Source organism: Chitinimonas viridis, assembly GCF_030409555.1.
Lineage (GTDB): Bacteria > Pseudomonadota > Gammaproteobacteria > Burkholderiales > Chitinimonadaceae > Chitinimonas > Chitinimonas viridis.
The window spans coordinates 265,085-280,478 of record NZ_JAUFPU010000002.1; the positions used below are offsets into that span (position 1 = coordinate 265,085).

General features: G+C 58.1%; 17 protein-coding genes and 1 pseudogene. 10 read left to right on the forward strand and 8 right to left on the reverse strand.

Annotated elements, in window-relative coordinates; translation table 11 throughout:
• Positions 1 to 26 precede the first annotated feature (26 nt).
• From QWZ03_RS02745 to QWZ03_RS02755, 3 genes are all read left to right on the forward strand, one after another.
• Positions 27 to 1,421: a di-heme oxidoreductase family protein gene (locus QWZ03_RS02745; protein ID WP_290331330.1), complete on the forward strand. Its 1,395-nt coding sequence runs from the start codon at positions 27 to 29 to the stop codon at positions 1,419 to 1,421.
• A gap of 73 nt (positions 1,422 to 1,494) precedes the next feature.
• A complete protein-coding gene (locus QWZ03_RS02750; RefSeq protein ID WP_290331332.1) occupies positions 1,495 to 2,529 on the forward strand; it encodes an imelysin family protein in 1,035 nt (344 codons plus the stop codon).
• A 112-nt stretch (positions 2,530 to 2,641) separates the two neighbouring features.
• On the forward strand, positions 2,642 to 3,688 hold the full coding sequence (locus QWZ03_RS02755) for a DUF1513 domain-containing protein (RefSeq protein WP_290331333.1): 1,047 nt from the start codon (positions 2,642 to 2,644) through the stop codon (positions 3,686 to 3,688).
• An 11-nt stretch (positions 3,689 to 3,699) separates the two neighbouring features.
• On the opposite strand, the gene QWZ03_RS02760 is transcribed toward QWZ03_RS02755, so the two are convergent.
• Positions 3,700 to 4,167 (reverse strand): GNAT family N-acetyltransferase, encoded by a 468-nt coding sequence (locus QWZ03_RS02760; RefSeq protein ID WP_290331334.1) that lies wholly within the window; start codon positions 4,165 to 4,167, stop codon positions 3,700 to 3,702.
• A 371-nt stretch (positions 4,168 to 4,538) separates the two neighbouring features.
• Positions 4,539 to 4,722: pseudogene (locus QWZ03_RS02765) on the reverse strand (IS3 family transposase); the annotation flags it as partial.
• A 579-nt stretch (positions 4,723 to 5,301) separates the two neighbouring features.
• On the opposite strand from QWZ03_RS02765, the gene QWZ03_RS02775 reads away from it, so the two are divergent.
• The 6 genes from QWZ03_RS02775 (at position 5,302) to QWZ03_RS20955 (ending at position 11,612) form a co-directional block, all read left to right on the forward strand.
• Positions 5,302 to 5,691, forward strand: coding sequence for a helix-turn-helix domain-containing protein (locus QWZ03_RS02775; protein ID WP_290331336.1), 390 nt, complete (start codon positions 5,302 to 5,304; stop codon positions 5,689 to 5,691).
• Positions 5,692 to 5,905: 214 nt separating this feature from the next.
• The gene (locus QWZ03_RS02780; RefSeq protein ID WP_290331337.1) at positions 5,906 to 6,631 is read left to right on the forward strand and encodes a TnsA endonuclease N-terminal domain-containing protein; all 726 of its coding nucleotides are present in this window, start codon (positions 5,906 to 5,908) and stop codon (positions 6,629 to 6,631) included.
• A complete protein-coding gene (locus QWZ03_RS02785; protein WP_290331338.1) occupies positions 6,594 to 8,555 on the forward strand; it encodes a TnsB C-terminal domain-containing protein in 1,962 nt (653 codons plus the stop codon). Before QWZ03_RS02780 ends, QWZ03_RS02785 begins: the two co-directional genes overlap by 38 nt.
• Positions 8,556 to 8,569: 14 nt before the next feature.
• The gene (locus tag QWZ03_RS02790) at positions 8,570 to 9,529 is read left to right on the forward strand and encodes a TniB family NTP-binding protein (protein WP_290331340.1); all 960 of its coding nucleotides are present in this window, start codon (positions 8,570 to 8,572) and stop codon (positions 9,527 to 9,529) included.
• Positions 9,526 to 10,704: a TniQ family protein gene (locus QWZ03_RS02795; RefSeq protein WP_290331342.1), complete on the forward strand. Its 1,179-nt coding sequence runs from the start codon at positions 9,526 to 9,528 to the stop codon at positions 10,702 to 10,704. Before QWZ03_RS02790 ends, QWZ03_RS02795 begins: the two co-directional genes overlap by 4 nt.
• A complete protein-coding gene (locus tag QWZ03_RS20955; RefSeq protein ID WP_373322333.1) occupies positions 10,689 to 11,612 on the forward strand; it encodes a TniQ family protein in 924 nt (307 codons plus the stop codon). The genes QWZ03_RS02795 and QWZ03_RS20955 overlap by 16 nt, the downstream gene beginning before the upstream one ends.
• A 105-nt stretch (positions 11,613 to 11,717) precedes the next feature.
• Here the strand turns inward: QWZ03_RS20955 and QWZ03_RS02800 are convergent, their stop codons facing one another.
• From QWZ03_RS02800 to QWZ03_RS02815, 4 genes are read right to left on the reverse strand one after another with little or no spacing between them, the layout of a single operon-like run.
• Positions 11,718 to 12,650: an IS5 family transposase gene (locus tag QWZ03_RS02800; protein ID WP_290331343.1), complete on the reverse strand. Its 933-nt coding sequence runs from the start codon at positions 12,648 to 12,650 to the stop codon at positions 11,718 to 11,720.
• Positions 12,651 to 12,705: 55 nt separating this feature from the next.
• A complete protein-coding gene (locus QWZ03_RS02805; protein WP_290331344.1) occupies positions 12,706 to 13,023 on the reverse strand; it encodes a DUF6984 family protein in 318 nt (105 codons plus the stop codon).
• Positions 13,024 to 13,027: 4 nt separating this feature from the next.
• Positions 13,028 to 13,357, reverse strand: coding sequence for a hypothetical protein (locus tag QWZ03_RS02810; RefSeq protein WP_290331345.1), 330 nt, complete (start codon positions 13,355 to 13,357; stop codon positions 13,028 to 13,030).
• Positions 13,354 to 13,623, reverse strand: a complete 270-nt coding sequence (locus QWZ03_RS02815; RefSeq protein WP_290331346.1) for a hypothetical protein — start codon at positions 13,621 to 13,623, stop codon at positions 13,354 to 13,356. The genes QWZ03_RS02810 and QWZ03_RS02815 overlap by 4 nt, the downstream gene beginning before the upstream one ends.
• A 151-nt stretch (positions 13,624 to 13,774) precedes the next feature.
• On the opposite strand from QWZ03_RS02815, the gene QWZ03_RS02820 reads away from it, so the two are divergent.
• Positions 13,775 to 13,945 carry a hypothetical protein gene (locus QWZ03_RS02820; protein WP_505538573.1) on the forward strand — a complete coding sequence of 57 codons (171 nt, stop codon included), beginning with the start codon at positions 13,775 to 13,777 and terminating at the stop codon, positions 13,943 to 13,945.
• A 298-nt stretch (positions 13,946 to 14,243) separates the two neighbouring features.
• On the opposite strand, the gene QWZ03_RS20960 is transcribed toward QWZ03_RS02820, so the two are convergent.
• Positions 14,244 to 14,510 (reverse strand): MafI family immunity protein, encoded by a 267-nt coding sequence (locus QWZ03_RS20960; protein ID WP_373322334.1) that lies wholly within the window; start codon positions 14,508 to 14,510, stop codon positions 14,244 to 14,246.
• Positions 14,507 to 15,394 (reverse strand): RHS repeat-associated core domain-containing protein (locus tag QWZ03_RS02825; RefSeq protein ID WP_290331349.1); only part of this gene is annotated, 888 nt, incomplete at its 5' end. The genes QWZ03_RS02825 and QWZ03_RS20960, both read right to left, overlap by 4 nt.

Consider the following 15,394-nt stretch of genomic DNA (forward strand, 5'->3'; position numbering starts at 1 on the left):
CCCTCTTTGTCGTTTTCCGGCCCGATATGAAACTGCTGCTTCCCCTGATACTGACCGGCACTGTGCTCGCCACCGGTGTGGCCCTGGTTCCGCCCTATAGCCCGGACGAGGCTCTGCCTGGCGGTAAGACCACCACCATCGATGCCGGCCAGAATGCCTTCTCCCTGCCCGCTGCCAATCTCAATGACCAGCAGCGGACAACCTTTGTCATCGGCAACTCCTTCTTCAAAAAGAACTGGGTAGAGGCGCCCGCGTCCACGACGGCACGTGACGGCCTGGGCCCCCATTTCATTGCCCGCTCCTGCGGTGCCTGCCATGCGCTGGACGGCCGCGGCGCCCCGCCCAGCTTCGAGAACGGCTTGCAGACCGAACAGCCGCTGGCCCTGCTGATACGCCTGTCCATACCCGGCACAGACGCGCATGGCGGCCCCGTGGGCGAACCGATCTACGGCGGCCAGTTCAACAACGATGCCATCCCCGATGTCAAACCCGAGGGCCAGGTACAGATCCGCTACCAGGAGATCAGCGGCCAGTTTGCCGATGGTGAACGCTATAGCCTGATCAAGCCTAGCTATCAGCTGACCGAGCTGGCTTATGGCGCCATGCACCCCCAGACCATGCTGTCCCCCCGCATTGCACCGCAGATGATAGGCCTGGGCTTGCTGGAGGCCATCAAGGAGAGCGATATCCTGGCCAATGCCCAGCGACAGGCCGCCATGGGTGGCGATATCAAGGGCAGACCCAACCGGGTCTGGGACGCTTATGCCGGCAAGATGGTGATAGGCCGGTACGGCTGGAAGGCCAATACCGGCAGCGTGGCACACCAGAGCGCAGGCGCCTTTCTGGGCGACATCGGCATCACCTCACGCCGCTTCCCCCATGAGGAATGCACCAAGGCACAGACCGACTGCCGCAAGGCCCCCAGCGGCGGCAAGCTGGAGATCGCTGATCACCTGATGGAGTCTGTCATCTTCTACAGCCGTACCCTGGCCGTGCCGGCTGCCCGCCATCAGGACGACCCCAAGGTACGCCGTGGCCGTGAAGTCTTCCACCAGGCCCAATGCGCTAGCTGCCATGTACCCAGCTACACTACCGGCAGTTTCAAGGCGGTGCCGCAGCTGGGCCAGCAAACCATCTATCCCTATACCGACCTGTTGCTGCACGATATGGGCGAGGGGCTGGCCGATGGCCGACCTGACTTTGCCGCCGGCGGCCGCGACTGGAAAACACCACCGCTATGGGGCCTGGGACTGGTACCTACGGTCAACAAGCACAGCCGCTACCTGCACGATGGCCGCGCCCGCAACCTGATGGAGGCGGTGCTGTGGCATGGTGGCGAAGCCGAAGGCAGCAAGCAGCACGTACTCAAGCTCAGCCGCGCCGATCGCGAGAACTTAACCCACTTCCTGCAGTCACTGTAGCTTTTCAAGGGCGGCGCGTACCCCGGGCCTGCCCTGCCAATACCTTGCTTCATCCTTACCAGGAATACCGCGCATGTTGCTACGCCCTGCCCTGATTGCCCTCGCCTGCGGCTCACTGCTCAACGTCCATGCCGAGGGGCTGGATGCCACTGCCGTGGTGAAGGGGTGGCAAAGCCAGCAGTTGGGCCGGGTACAGACGCTGCGAGCCAGCAGCCTGGTGCTGAAAGACAGCGTGGACGCACTGTGCAAGCGCCTGGGCAATAGCGAGATACGGGCCGCCCGCCAGGCCTGGCTGCAAACCTATGTGGCCTGGCGTGCCGTGGAGGCGCTGCCCATGGGGCCGGCCCTGAGCCGCCGTACCGCCTGGCAGATAGACGCCTGGCCAGTAAAGCCGCAGAAGGTGGAAGAAGCCGTGCGACTGGTGGAACGCGATGCCCCCATCGCCGATAGTGTGGGCGCTAATGCACAGGGCCTGCCTGCGTTGGAATACCTGCTGTGGGGTGATGACCGGGCCAGCGCGCAGCTGGGCCGCCTGCATTTCCGCCAACGCTGCCAGTACGCCCAGGCACTGGCGGCCGATGTCGCAACCGAGGCCCAGTCCTTGCAGCAGGACTGGCAAGGCTATAGCAGTACTGCGCTGGATGCCGACGCAGGCCGCCAGGCCTTTGAGGAGGCCGTCAACCTGATCGCCGGCAGCGTGGAAGCACTGCGTGACAAGAAGGTTGGCCGCCTGGGCAGCCCCAAGCTGACCCAGAAACCCACCCGGCAGATTTTCGATGCCTGGCGCAGTCACGGCACCCATGCCGGCATGGCAGCCACGCTCAATGCGCTGGAACAGCTGTTCCTTGATAATCGCCAGGCACCCAGCTTTGTCGACCGTCTGGCAGTAGAAAAACCCCTGCTGGCCCAGCACCTGCGCGAAGAATTTGCCATCGCCCGCGAACACCTGGCCAAGCTGCCTGCCGACATGGCCGCCAGCGCAGCCGCCAAGCCTGCCAGTGCCCAGCCCTTTCTCGATAGCATCAAGAAGCTGCAAGGCATCATCGAATTGCAGGTGGCTGACGCGGTAGGCGTGACTATAGGCTTCAAGGACAGCGACGGTGACTAGCCGTGACGTCCGCCGCTTGCACCCACTGCGCGGCGCACCTGCAAGCCATGCTTGAGCCCTATCGCGACAATCCCGGCTTGCCAGCGCTTGCCATGCTCCCAAGGCAACCAACATGCGCCTAAGCCGCCGCCAGCTACTCGGCGCTGGCCTGACGCTTGCCACCCTGCCCCTGCTGGCGGCCGGCCGGCAACGCCAGCCCGTCGTACTGTCCGCCGGCTGGGACGGCGATGAGCAATGGTGCGCCGGTACCCTGGAGCATGCCAGTGCCCCATTGCCAGCACGCGGCCATGTACTGGTGCCCGACCCGCAGCGCTATGGCGAAGCCATCGTGGTGGCCCGCCGGCCTGGCTACTACCTGGCACGGATAGACTGGCGCCGTGGCAAGCTGCTCAAGCAGTTTGCACTGGAAGATGAACGCAACCTGGTGGGCCATGCCGTCTTCAGCCAGGACGGGCGGTATCTGATCACCGCCGAGACCGACGAGAACACCGGCGCCGGCCGCTTGGCGATCCGGGATGCCCGCAGCTTCAAACGCCTGGAAGACCGCCCCAGCCATGGTGTCGGCCCGCATGAAATCCTCTGGCTGAACCCACATACCCTGGTGGTAGCCAACGGCGGCATACTCACCCTGCCCGAGACGGGACGCTACAAGCGTAATATCGACCGCATGGATCCCTCACTGGTGCTGATAGACAGCCGCGATGGCGGACTGCTGCAAGAGTACCGGCTACCCGACAGCAAGCTCTCGATCCGCCACCTGGCCGTAACGGCCGATGGCGCGGTGGGCACTGCGCTGCAGAACGAGAGCAGCAATACGTCCCCCATGCTGGCCATCCTGCGCGATGGCCAGTTTGCCTATGCCAGCACGCCGCCCGAACTGGCTCAGGCCATGCGCGGCTACGCCGCCAGCCTGGCTGCCCTGGGCAATCGCTTCCTCATGCCTTGCCCCACGGGCAACCTGCTGACCGAATGGAGCAGCGAAGGCCAGGCCACGGCCCAGCTGAGCCTGCCCAGGGTGTTCGGCGCGGCCGCCCTGCCTGACCGCTGGCTGGCAAGTGGCGAGCAGGGCGAGCTCTGGCAGCTTGTTCCGGGCAAACTGACGGTACAGGCCAGCCAGCGCTACCCCCACCACTGGGACAACCATCTGACGGTGGTGTAGCGCGGCGCTGGCTAGACATCCAGCGCCTGTCCCTGAAACAGCACCCGCTTGAATGGCCAGTGGCTGGCCAACCAGGATCGCAGCACCGTCTCCATATGCCCCTCCAGGCCACTAGCCAGCTCGCTCTGGCGGCCCCAGAACCAGACCTCGGCCTCTATGCCAGACGCCCCACCATACGGCGGATCCACATACACGCAGCCCAGCAAGCGGCTGTCGTCCAGACTCATCACCGCATAGTCGAATGAGGACCGCAGCACGAACTCATGCTGGTGCCAGCCCAGGTGCACCAGGTTCTGCTCCAGCGTCCAGTCATCACTGGGCCAGCCCCAGATATCGCCAAAGCGGGCGCGCAGATGTTCACGGCTGCTCATTACCGCATCGAAATCCTTCACCACATCGTTGATGTTGATGCTGCGCATCTTCCAGCGCTCGGTGACCAGCGTTGCCGGCACCACAAACTCACGTGGCAGAAAAGCCATACCTGTTTCCTTGTCTTGCCCCCCTGCAGCCTCTCTGCAGAGGTGGGAAGACAAAGCCTAGGCCGCAAGTCGGCCAGCATCACTTATTATCAAGACATTGAAGAGATCATTAGAAAAACTGATGAACCTCGATAGACAGCAGCTGGAAGCGTTTGCCTGCATACTTGTCGGATGACACAGTTAGTGAAATCCGTGCCAAGTTACTGAAAAGTCTGTGACACAGTTGTTGAAAAAGCCCGCACCTCCAAGCCACGCTGTTCACTAAACGACAGCGAAGCTGTTTGATCAGGCAACAACTTTGTTGTTTTTTTGCGCCACCAGGACGATCGCTCCTTCAGTAGCCGGCAAGCCATCCCAATTATGCCGATGCTGAGCTGATTGGGGCGAGCCGCCTTGAACTGGCGATTCACCCGATCCTGCGGGCAGGGTGTCTTGGTTTCCGGCACCGTAGTGCGGACCACCTTGCCACGGGTCACACGGGTCACACGGGTCACACCGCTCAACCGTGCAGCGCGCCACCACCCCACCTTCGCGCTTCAGCTGTCGCCACACCTTGTAGCCCCATAATGCGTAGGTTGCCGCTGGAGTCTTCATCTTCAGTGCCTGGTGCAGCCTTCTATGGTTTTAAAACTGTATCCAGTCCGCGATCACCCGGCTGGCATGCAGCAAGGTCTCGAACCGGTAGCGATGCACACACTGTTCCTTCAGCGTCCGGATCCCCCTCTCCACCAGCGTTCTGCTGCGGGCAATGTGGGGTGATGAACTCCTGTCGCAAACCATTAGCTACGCATCAGGGTGGTAAGCGCAGACAAACTCAGTCTGATCCTCACAACAGTATTGAAAATAATCCTTTGAGCTGTGATTGATCAACCTGCACGAGTCGCGCGTGCGATTTGATTACTTTGATCAAGCTGCGCTGAATGTCAGATTTTCCTATTACGCTCAAAGTCCTTGTAATGTCGAGGTTTTGGAGGACTTGCCTCTACTGGCGTGCGTTCGGTCACCTTCCGAAGCGGGTTATGCCCGCTTTTCTATTGGCTTGCGCTCAGCGGCCATTGGGGGGAAAAATCTCGAAATCCAGGTGAACTACTCGGCCTGATTTCTAGCCACTGACCATGTTGTAGGTTCAACACCATGTCACCGTTTGCCGACCATCTCTTCCAGCTCCGTCGCAGCCGCGGTTTGCGCCAGAAGGACTTAGCTAACCTGTTGGGGATCGGCACATCCTATCTTTGCGCGTTGGAAACGGGTCGCAAAGAGCCACCGTCTGAGCAGCAGCTCGCGCGCATGGCCAAAGCGATGGCATTGGATCAGAGCGAATATGCGGCATTCGTGGAGGTTGCGAACCTGTCTCGGAGGAATCTGGAGATTCCGATAGACGCCAGCGTGGATGAGTACCAAATAGCCCACGCCCTGATTCGTCGAATGGGTGAACTGACCTGCGAGCAGGTTGCAGCTATCAGCATGATTCTGAAGATCGACGCAAAGCGGCTGCCAGTGCAGCTATACCGAGAGACGGCCTAATTACTGAGGAGCACAACATGTAGAAAAACAAACGGGACAAACCTGGAAGGCCTGCCCCGTTCGCGCAGTAGCCGAAGCCACTACTTGGTCGCGCTTGTAGTATCGCTCCCTCTCCTGCCGAACGGCAAGCCCTTCCTTTCCTCACAATTTCCGTGACTTAACGTTGCCCGTGTGTTGGCGCCCTTCCTGGTGCAGCATGGGCAGGGAGAGCTATATGCCTGAGATTCATTTTTGGCAGGGTTTGTGGCGCGGTTCTGCACCCGATGGTGGTGCAGCGCACCGAGCACGCGAGGTAGTTCGGTATACCGGCGGTATCGTCCGCGGCAAATTCCCCAGCCGCAAAAACCGCCGCATGGTGCATCACGAGGGATTGCTCGAACTTGATGCGATTTACCTTTTCGAGACCTCGCCACTGATTGTTTCCTATCGGGAGCAACCCATCACTATTCGCTACCTGGACTGCGGACAGCAGCGGCGATATACGCCGGATTTCGAGTTGACCCTGGTCAATGGCCGGACGGTTATGGTGGAGATCAAGCCGCAGCACAGTCTGAACCGGCCCGACATCGCTGCCAAGCTGGCAGCGGTCTCCCGCCACTTCGACGAGATGGGTACACCGTTCACGGTTCTGGACGATCGCATCCTGCGATTACAGCCACGGCTCGCCTCACTCAAAATCATCTGGCATGGCCTGCCGAGGCATGTTCCTACGGCCGCTTCCTATCGTAACGCCCTGCGTCAGGCAATGGGAGACCAGCCCCTGGCCTTTGCCGAACTACAGCGCCGCTTGAAAAACCTCGGCACCGACATATTCGGTGCGTTGGTTTACGGGTTGTTGCACTTCAATCTGTCCCTGCATTTGCAATCTGACACCCCGCTATTCCCTATTCAGGAGAACGAACATGAATGGTTTCGCATTGCGCCGCAACATGGATTTTGAATGGCATGGTGGCAGGTTTCGTATCCAACAGTTGAACGAGCACGGACAAGCGCTTCTGCTCCGCGAACAGGATGGTGTGATGCAATTGGTGGCGTCCGAGGAACTACTATCCGCCTATTCAGCTGGAACCTTGCGTCAAGGGGAGCTACCTGCCAGAGCCAAGCGATTTGACGTCGCGATCTTTGGCCGGCCGTTATCGGATCTGAAGCCATCGGTGCAGCGTGAAGTTAAACGCCGACTGCACTATCTACAAAGGCTGGAGGATTACGGCGCACCGAACTTCACGGCGGCTTACCTAGAACCCATTATTTCTGTGATCGCAGCCGAGCTTGATGACTCAACTCCACCTAGTCCCACCAGTATCTATCGCTGGTGGTTGCGCCTTAGCTCGACCCACGACCCGCGTAGCCTGATTCCTCGATTTGATCGACGCGGTGGGAAGCACACCAGGCAATCCGATGAAGTATTGAGTTTGCTTAAGACTGCCATTGAAGATGCATACATGCAAAGCCCGGCGGCGACTGGAGCGGACATCTATGTGCGCTGGAAGGGCAAGATCCGACAGTGCAACAGGCTGCGTTCCGAATTCGATCAACTGCCGACCCCCAGTCCGCGCACGTGCTATCGCCTGCTGGCCGAGGTTGAAATATATGACCGCATCTGCCTGAAGGAGGGGGAGGTGGCAGCTAATCGGCGGCTCAATATTGTCATGAAAGGAGCCGTCACTACTAACATCTTGGAACGGGTGGAGGTTGATCACACACCTCTCGATATGTTCACCATCGACGACAAAACATCGCTTCCCCTGGGCCGTCCTATCCTGACGGTAGTGCTGGATCACTATAGCCGGCACCCATTAGGGTACTACCTAAATTTTGGTGGTACATCGGCGCATGCAGTGCTGTCTGCCCTGCGTCACGCGATATTACCCAAGCGCCCACCGGCGATCACGGTGCCAGGCTTGAGGATAGAGCATGCGTGGTCTTGCTACGGAGTGATGGACAGCATGGTGCTCGACAACGGCCTGGAATTTCACGGCAATGATCTGGAGTCAGTTGCGTTTGATCTTGGTATTCGATTGCAATACTGTCCAAAGCGAACCCCTCGATTCAAGGGTGCCATTGAGCGCTTTTTGAAGACGCTGAACTACAGTTTTTCCCACCAGATGCCGGGCACCAGCTTCGCTCGATTGGCTGATCGAAATGACTACGACCCCCAAAAACACGCGCTATTGACCCTCTCCGAGCTCGTCCAGGTTTTGGAGAAATGGCTGATCGACATTTATGCCCAGACCCTGCATCGTGGATTGGGGACTACGCCCTGGGCAAAATGGCATGAAGGCCTGTCCCGGCGCATTCTGACCCTGCCACCCGATCTTCAGTTGCTACAGCGCCGAATCGGGCAGGTAGCACAACGATCGTTGCGCAGACCTGGTATTGAACTGAATGGATTGCATTACAACGGACCCGCTCTGCAGCCGATACTCAATCGCTACGGGGAAAAAGTAAGGCTCAAGGTCGCGTTCGATGCCGCCGATCTCGGATCGATCCAAGTTTGGGCGCCTGATGAGTCCGACCCTGTCGAAGTTCATGCTGTTGATCCCGCCTACGCCAATGGGCTCACGCTGCTGCAGCATCGACTCATCCGCAAACTGGTATTGGAAAATGGCCGTGCGTCCCAGGATCTCGAGGCATTGCATGAGGCCAAGATACAGTTGGCAGACAGCATCGCCGCGCTGATGAGTAGTCGAAGACAGCGTGATCGCCGACGGGCCGCTGCCATCCACGGCAAGACCAGTAATAGTCCAAAACGTGAGATAAAGGTCAACGAGTCCGCGCCCAGCACACCATCACCCCGCCCCTCGCCCCAAAGCAACCGACCAATTCCGACCGCGTATCCTCGGCTTGAAGAGGGGCAGCCATGAGTAGCATGGACCACATGAGTCGCCTTCGCGCCTTTCGTGGGATCGCTGCATCGCCGCTGTTGTTCCCTGCACTCCAAATCACGTTTTCGCGGATCAATTCGGTATTGGAGGCATACCGACGCATTGGGCTGGTGCAAAATCTGGTGATCGCCGGTGAGACCGGTGTCGGCAAAAGTACCCTCGCGGCTGCACTGTTACGAGCACACCCGCTACAGCGCACTCAGGAGTGTGATGTCAGGCCAATAGTCTACGCATCGGTACCGCCTTCCGGCACCATAGGTGCAATCGCGTCGGCGATCCTCGAAGGGCTGGGGGACCCCAGCCCCTTCAATGGTACGACCGCCGGCAAGGCCTACCGCATCAAAGTTCTGATGCGTGGTTGCAGAGTGCAGATGCTATTGCTAGATGAGGCACAGCATTTGTATGACCGGGGCAAATACCAGTCTAGGTTTCTCGCCGGCGATTGGGTAAAAGCGCTGGCTGATGCCCTGGGTATACCGGTGGTTCTGTTCGGACTACCCCGATTGGCTGAACTGCTGGGAGTCAACGATCAGCTGCGGCGTCGTTTCACCGAGGTCATGCAGATGGGGCCCCCTCCTAGTGATGGCGTTGAAGGTTGGGAGGCCTGCTTCCGCCTGTTCAGTGGGTTTGCTGAGGCCGCTGGTGTTGATCTGGATTTCGCTGGCGGAGCATGGAGTGAGTGGGCTGAGCGTCTGTGGTACGCCTCTATGGGGCGGGTAGGCTACCTGCATGAGCTGATGCTGGGGGTGCTGGTTACACGTCAGGAACCTGGCAGCCTGGTGATAACACTTGATGACTTAGCGAAGGCCTTCCTTAGCCGAGTCTGGTCAGCTTCGCCGGCGCGCCTAAACCCATTTTCCGCTGAATTTGATTTCCGCAAGCTGGATCGTCCTGGTGAGCCATTTGGTCCGGAAGTCGGCAAAGGAGGCAGTCATCGGAGGGAGGCCGCATGAGACTGCATCGTCTGCCTGTACGGCCGGCTTGGCATCAGGGCGAGAGCTTTGCGGGGTATGTGTTGCGATTGCATGAGGTGAATGCCCAGCCTGTTTCTGGAGATGTCGTCAGCGCACTACGGACGATCTACGCTGCAACAGATACTCTGGTGGTAAGGGCACTGGCAGACCAACTATTAAGCACCATGGGTGTCGAAGGTTACCAGTCAGCGCTGGCGTGCTGGCTGGTGTTTCGCACCGATCCGGTATCGGGGCAACTGATCGACCTCCGTTACAAACCGGACTTGGCGTGTCCAAGGTGCATCAATGACTTTGGATTCAGGCCAGCCTTATGGGATCTGAGAGGGTTCGACCGCTGCCCTCAGCATGTACTCTGGCTCGCGTCGCGGCAGAATGTCGGCAGGAACGTCAATCGACTGGCATGTAGCATATGGTCGCGTGCGAGAAACCAGATGGCCGAGGTGCTGGCGGCATCGGCAGCAATGTGGCTGCCAGAAGGTTACCCTGTAGCTCGTCGTACAACCATTCCCATAGAGGGTGGTCCGGCCGCTGTCTATGCCCTGATCGCAGCCCTGGCCTTCCTGCATCAAGAGGTTCGTCATCGACGCCAGCGGATCAAGCCTGTTGCAGGTATCGCGGACGCCATTGCGGTGGCCGAGGAACATTACCCGGAAGTAGTCGGCTGGCTGAGTGCTGAGTCTGGAAGCCTGGTCACGTTGCTGTGCCAGGAGGCGGAGATGACACATACCTCCGGATCGTCAAACCGTTGGGGCTGGTCACCATTCCTGCTTCGGGTACACCAAGTGGCGGGCTGGCTCTTGCAAAACAAGGTACTGACCGCAGCGCACGAGATGTTGCAGCAGCTTCGACAAATTGCAGCCGAGCATTGTCTGCAGGTAGATCGTTTTACTGACGGCCATGGTCACGCGGCTTTGCCGGTACTGGATAACCTGGCAATTGTCGCTCCACCCGGTTGCTTCCGAAGACATGAGGATATCGTGGGTTATTTGCAGCTGTTTGCCCGATCGCATGGCATTCCGGCGCTCGGTTACGGCCAGACAGGCATCGTTGTTCGTCGGCAGGATGTCGCTCCCTTGGCAGACCAAGCATCTGCTTTCGGCCGGGGGACTACGGAATTCTATACGGCAGATCGACCGCTATGGACGCTGAACTAGATAAGGGCGGGGCAGTTTCGGAGGGAGTTGCAGCAACGGCATCCTTTGCAATCCCGATTCGGCCACGCCCGGCTACTGGCGAAGCCCTGGCTGGGTACGTTGCCAGGGCCATGCTTGCCAATGGCTATGTACCACCCCTGCCCTTGGGGCGTTGGTTTCCGAGGTATCGCTCCATCCGAGAGTCCTTGGCATTGCTTGGACTTGATATCACGATGACTGACTCACCAATGAGTTGGCTCCCGACGCGTCAACGATTCATCGCGGCACAGGACATGGCACCCGCCGATCTGAACGGTCTAAGGCTACGTTGGTGTCCATACTGCTTAGCGGTGGATGGTATCCACCGTGCTGCGTGGGGGATCAAGTTGTTTGCTGTCTGTCCGACCCATCGCGTCATGCTGGTGGACTGTTGTCCGGACTGCGGTCGGCCGGTTCAATTCGTTTGGATTGGGGTCGGTCGATGTCCCTGTGGGGGGCGCCTTGCAGATGCCTTAGCGACTAGGGCGGATGACGCGCTAGTGTGGTTGGGATACTTTCTGGAAAATGCGTTATCCAACCAACGTAACGAGACGCCAGCGTGCTTTGCTATAATGAATACGGTCGATTGGTTGCGCCTAATCCGTTACCTCGGGTCTTTTGCCGCCGACAACCGGCCCAAACGGCCTGGGCAGTTGGCCAACGCGCATGACATGGCAGTCGCGGGGCCGATCTTCAAGAGGTGTGCTGCTGTGCTAGAGGATTGGCCTCGGGGCTTGCATAAGCTGCTTCACATCTTGCGAGAACGCCCTGATGAGACCAGTTTGCCGCGAGGCTTCAGGCAAATATATTGGGCGCTTTACCAGAACTTGGCGGGTCAGCAGTTTAATTTCCTGCGGCTGGCGCTTGAAGAGTTCCTGAGTGAGCATTGATAAGAACGGCTGGGACGGAGAAATAGGTAGCTAAGCCATATCCATTCAATAGGCTTTGTTGCACATCGCAGCTGAAGGTTGAGTCTCCCCAAACCCCGGACGGATTTATGCCACACGCACCGTCTGCGGCGTGCCCAGTTGGGTAAAACGGTTCAACAGTGCGGCGCGAATCTGCAACTCCGCCACTTGCCTCTCGAAGGTGCGCGCCTTCACCCGCTCACCCAGTAACTTGAAGCACCACATCTTGGCTTCGACCAAACTCCGACGGTGGTAACCGCTCCAGCGTTTCCAGATCGCCGGCCCCAGCCGACGCATCGCGCGCAATGCTTCGTTGCGCACTGCGGCGCCAGCTTGATTTACCTTCCAAGCCCGGCCGTTCTTGCGCACAGGGATGATCGCCTCGGCGCCCCGTTCGGCAATCGCGCGATGGCACTCCTTGGTGTCGTAAGCGCCATCGGTACACACGCTGGCGATGTCCTCTTCAGCCGGAATCTGCCCCAGCAAGTCTGGCAGCACCGGTGCGTCGCCGATGCCGTTCCCCGTGACTTCAATGGCGCGGATTTCCAGGGTTTCAGCGTCTATGCCCAGATGTACCTTGCGCCATTGCCTGCGGTATTCCGCGCCATATTTCTTGCGTTTCCACTCGCCTTCGCCGAGGAACTGAATACCGGTGCTGTCGATCAGCAAATGCAGCCCAGCTGTGCTGCGCCGGGCCGGAATCTGTACCGTCAGCCTCTTCTGGCGCCGGCTGAGCGTGCTGTAGTCCGGCTCTTGCCAATTCAGCCCAGCCAGCTTGATCAGGCTTTCGACCAAGCCGATGGCCTGCCGCAATGCCAGGCCGAACAGCACCTTGATTGACAGGCAGAACTGGATGGCGGCATTAGAAAAAGTGGGCTGGCGACCGGGTTTTCCACAGGCCGGCGCATACCACTGCATGGCTGGATCGAGCCAGATCAACAGTGATCCCCGAGCCTTGAGGGCGGCGTTGTAGTTGCGCCAGTTGGTGGTTCTATACTTGGCAGGAGAGGGCTTGGACATGGCCGTAGTTTATCGACTGGGCTCAGGTGCGTGGAGTTGTGCAACAAAGCCCATCTCAGTCACCGGTCTTCAGTCGTAGCTGTTGCGGCAGTGGGTACTTGAGCAGCGGTGAGAAGTCCACTTTCCAAAAATCGACTTCGTAAAGGTCACCTTGGTTATCAAGACTCACCGTAATACTAACGACTATTCCATCTGAATCAATGTATTCTGCTTCGACAACTGTACTTCCAAACAAGCGAGGCATACTCGATTCATGCACAAACCGTATGCTCCCCATACCGCCATCAGCTATATCTTCGACAACATTCGTCTTAATGGCCTCTAATGGCATATGAAGCATAGCGGCCAACAGCACCAGCTCTTCAGAGCGCAATAATCTAGCGTGGTGGCGTGATGCGTCCAACATTGATCGTCCCATCAGAAAATTTATAAGCAGCATAGTCAACTTGTGTTCCATTGACATTGACCCGTCCGTTGTACAGCCCTTCTTTCAAAGAGTTACCAACCTTGGATAAATCACCCTTAATTGCATCTTGTACGGCGCTACGGTCAAGGCCAGCTTTTTCAATGTGCAGGAAGGTGTGATACTCCTGGTTCGCATCCTTACCAAATCGTACCGTTTCCTTACTCTTGCCATCATCGTCATCAGGATCACCATCCGGCCCACCCGGCGGCAAGCTTGCACTGTTTGTCCCAGTACCGCTCAAGCTATTTTATCATCCTCCTGCGCAGCCTCATTGGCCATAGCAAGCTTTAACTTATGCCAGCCCTGAGGCGTTGTTTCACCCGTCTCCGGATCAAACGCGCACATGTCGCCTAGCGGACAATCACTGAACGAACCCGGCTGCATAGAGGTAACAAGGATCAGCGCGCCCACCTGGTTGGAGATGAACAACCGCCACACCGCACTACGCGCCACATTCAGCAGATTCCCCGCCGCCTTCGAGGCGATGGGTCGAGCACGTGCTCCCATGGCGGCCACCGAATTGCCATAGTATACGATGGTAGCCGTAATAGGCAGCTGCACAGCTCCCGCCTCAAACCCCGTCGGATCCGTCAAATTCGTCGGATTAGGCAAGCTGAATTAGCTTAGGGTTGCCGATCTGGTGGGATTGCAGCAAGCCATGGCCGAGTTTACGTTCTGGTATAACGCGATACGGCCCCATCAGCATTTGAACGGACGTACGCCACTCGAAGCCTGGCAAGGGATAGATCCCTACCAGCAGATACCCAATGGGACATATCTGTTCCAGGCTTGGGATGGCTTGCTGGCAGGCGTCTATTTGCGCAGGTAGAGCACCACAGCCGTTGGAAGCAGCACAGGCAACGGAAAGCTGTCCGGGAACGAACGCGTCCAGCCCTGCCGAATTGCACAAAATTTAAGCAATCCGGCAGCTATCGCACGGCTGGCGCTGACAAGCTGTCGGTCTGGTGGCCTGAAAAGTGACGGGCTTTTAGCGAAAAGCTCCCTTGCTATGGTTGCCCTAGCTGTTGCGGACGAGCGGACGGGGCACCAAAGCATCCCAGATTTCAGAATTGCCGACTTCAGCTTGAGTTTGCTCAATTCGATAGAATGGGCCAAATAGATACCATTTACCCAAGGCGCTTAAGCAAAACCTCAGCATCTTGGCCCATTTTTTTCGCTAGCCTAGATATCAACTCCCTTACTTCAGCCGTAGCCACTTTGGACTCCTCTACGTAAATCGCAACCGCGGTTCGAAGAGCTAGGCCATACTCTCCTACATCTACGTATTCACGAACCTCATCGCATTCCGACGCAGACAGCATGGGCTGCATGGCAGTTAATAAATGTGCGAAATCCAATTCAATAGAATCATAGTCCAAGGTGCTATTCCTCACTTCTTTGGGTTCTGATAAACACCAGGACCCTTCATAGGGTAACCAGTTATGATGCGACCTGTTTTGTTATCAACAATGACCTGGATTTTCACAGCATCCCTAGTGCCTTGAATAACAGTCGTATCATCTCGCCCTGGCTTAGCTACCGAGTTCGGATCTGTTGCCACATCTGAAATTTCGCCCGTGATCTTTTCTCCTGACCAAGTTGGCGGAAACTCACTCTTACCCGGCTTGCCAGTACCAGAAAGATGCCCACCACCTTCTGCATCCCCATGCAATACATGCTCCTCAGCTTCTGGATCCAGCAAGCTAGGCTTATCACCACTGCTTGTCCCACTTGTACCGCTCGAACTATTCTCATCAGCCTTATTGGCCATAGCAAGCTTTAACTTATGCCAGCCCTGAGGTGTCGTTTCACCCGTCTCAGGATCAAACGCGCACATGTCACCTGGCGGACAATCACTGAATGCTGCCGGTTGCAGCGAGGTCACTAGGATCAGCGCGCCCACCTGGTTGGAGATGAACAACCGCCCCACCGCACTACGCGCCACATTCAGCAGATTCCCCGCCGCCTTCGAGGCGATGGGTCGAGCACGTGCTCCCATGGCGGCCACCGAGTTGCCATAGTATACGATGGTAGCCGTAATAGGCAGCTGCACAGCTCCCGCCTCAAACCCCGTCGGATCCGTCATATTCGTCGGATTGTTCCACACATACGTATAGCGGTTGTAGCTCTGGCTATGCTCCGGATCCTGGATCAACGGGTCCGCCGACAGGAAGCGCGCCACCAGCGGGTCGTAGATACGCCCGTTCATGTGCACCAAGTCCAGCTCGTCCAGCATCTCGTGGCCGGTAAAGCCCCGGTCGATGACCTTGCCGTCGCC

Bases quoted from the DNA above. Each gene is read 5' to 3' on its own strand.
- QWZ03_RS02745 (WP_290331330.1), top strand. From the start codon at position 27: ATGAAACTGCTGCTTCCCCTGATACTGACCGGCACTGTGCTCGCCACC.
- QWZ03_RS02750 (WP_290331332.1), top strand. From the start codon at position 1,495: ATGTTGCTACGCCCTGCCCTGATTGCCCTCGCCTGCGGCTCACTGCTC.
- QWZ03_RS02755 (WP_290331333.1), top strand. From the start codon at position 2,642: ATGCGCCTAAGCCGCCGCCAGCTACTCGGCGCTGGCCTGACGCTTGCC.
- QWZ03_RS02760 (WP_290331334.1), bottom strand. From the start codon at position 4,167: ATGGCTTTTCTGCCACGTGAGTTTGTGGTGCCGGCAACGCTGGTCACC.
- QWZ03_RS02775 (WP_290331336.1), top strand. From the start codon at position 5,302: ATGTCACCGTTTGCCGACCATCTCTTCCAGCTCCGTCGCAGCCGCGGT.
- QWZ03_RS02780 (WP_290331337.1), top strand. From the start codon at position 5,906: ATGCCTGAGATTCATTTTTGGCAGGGTTTGTGGCGCGGTTCTGCACCC.
- QWZ03_RS02785 (WP_290331338.1), top strand. From the start codon at position 6,594: ATGAATGGTTTCGCATTGCGCCGCAACATGGATTTTGAATGGCATGGT.
- QWZ03_RS02790 (WP_290331340.1), top strand. From the start codon at position 8,570: ATGAGTCGCCTTCGCGCCTTTCGTGGGATCGCTGCATCGCCGCTGTTG.
- QWZ03_RS02795 (WP_290331342.1), top strand. From the start codon at position 9,526: ATGAGACTGCATCGTCTGCCTGTACGGCCGGCTTGGCATCAGGGCGAG.
- QWZ03_RS20955 (WP_373322333.1), top strand. From the start codon at position 10,689: ATGGACGCTGAACTAGATAAGGGCGGGGCAGTTTCGGAGGGAGTTGCA.
- QWZ03_RS02800 (WP_290331343.1), bottom strand. From the start codon at position 12,650: ATGTCCAAGCCCTCTCCTGCCAAGTATAGAACCACCAACTGGCGCAAC.
- QWZ03_RS02815 (WP_290331346.1), bottom strand. From the start codon at position 13,623: ATGGGAGCACGTGCTCGACCCATCGCCTCGAAGGCGGCGGGGAATCTG.
- QWZ03_RS02820 (WP_505538573.1), top strand. From the start codon at position 13,775: ATGGCCGAGTTTACGTTCTGGTATAACGCGATACGGCCCCATCAGCAT.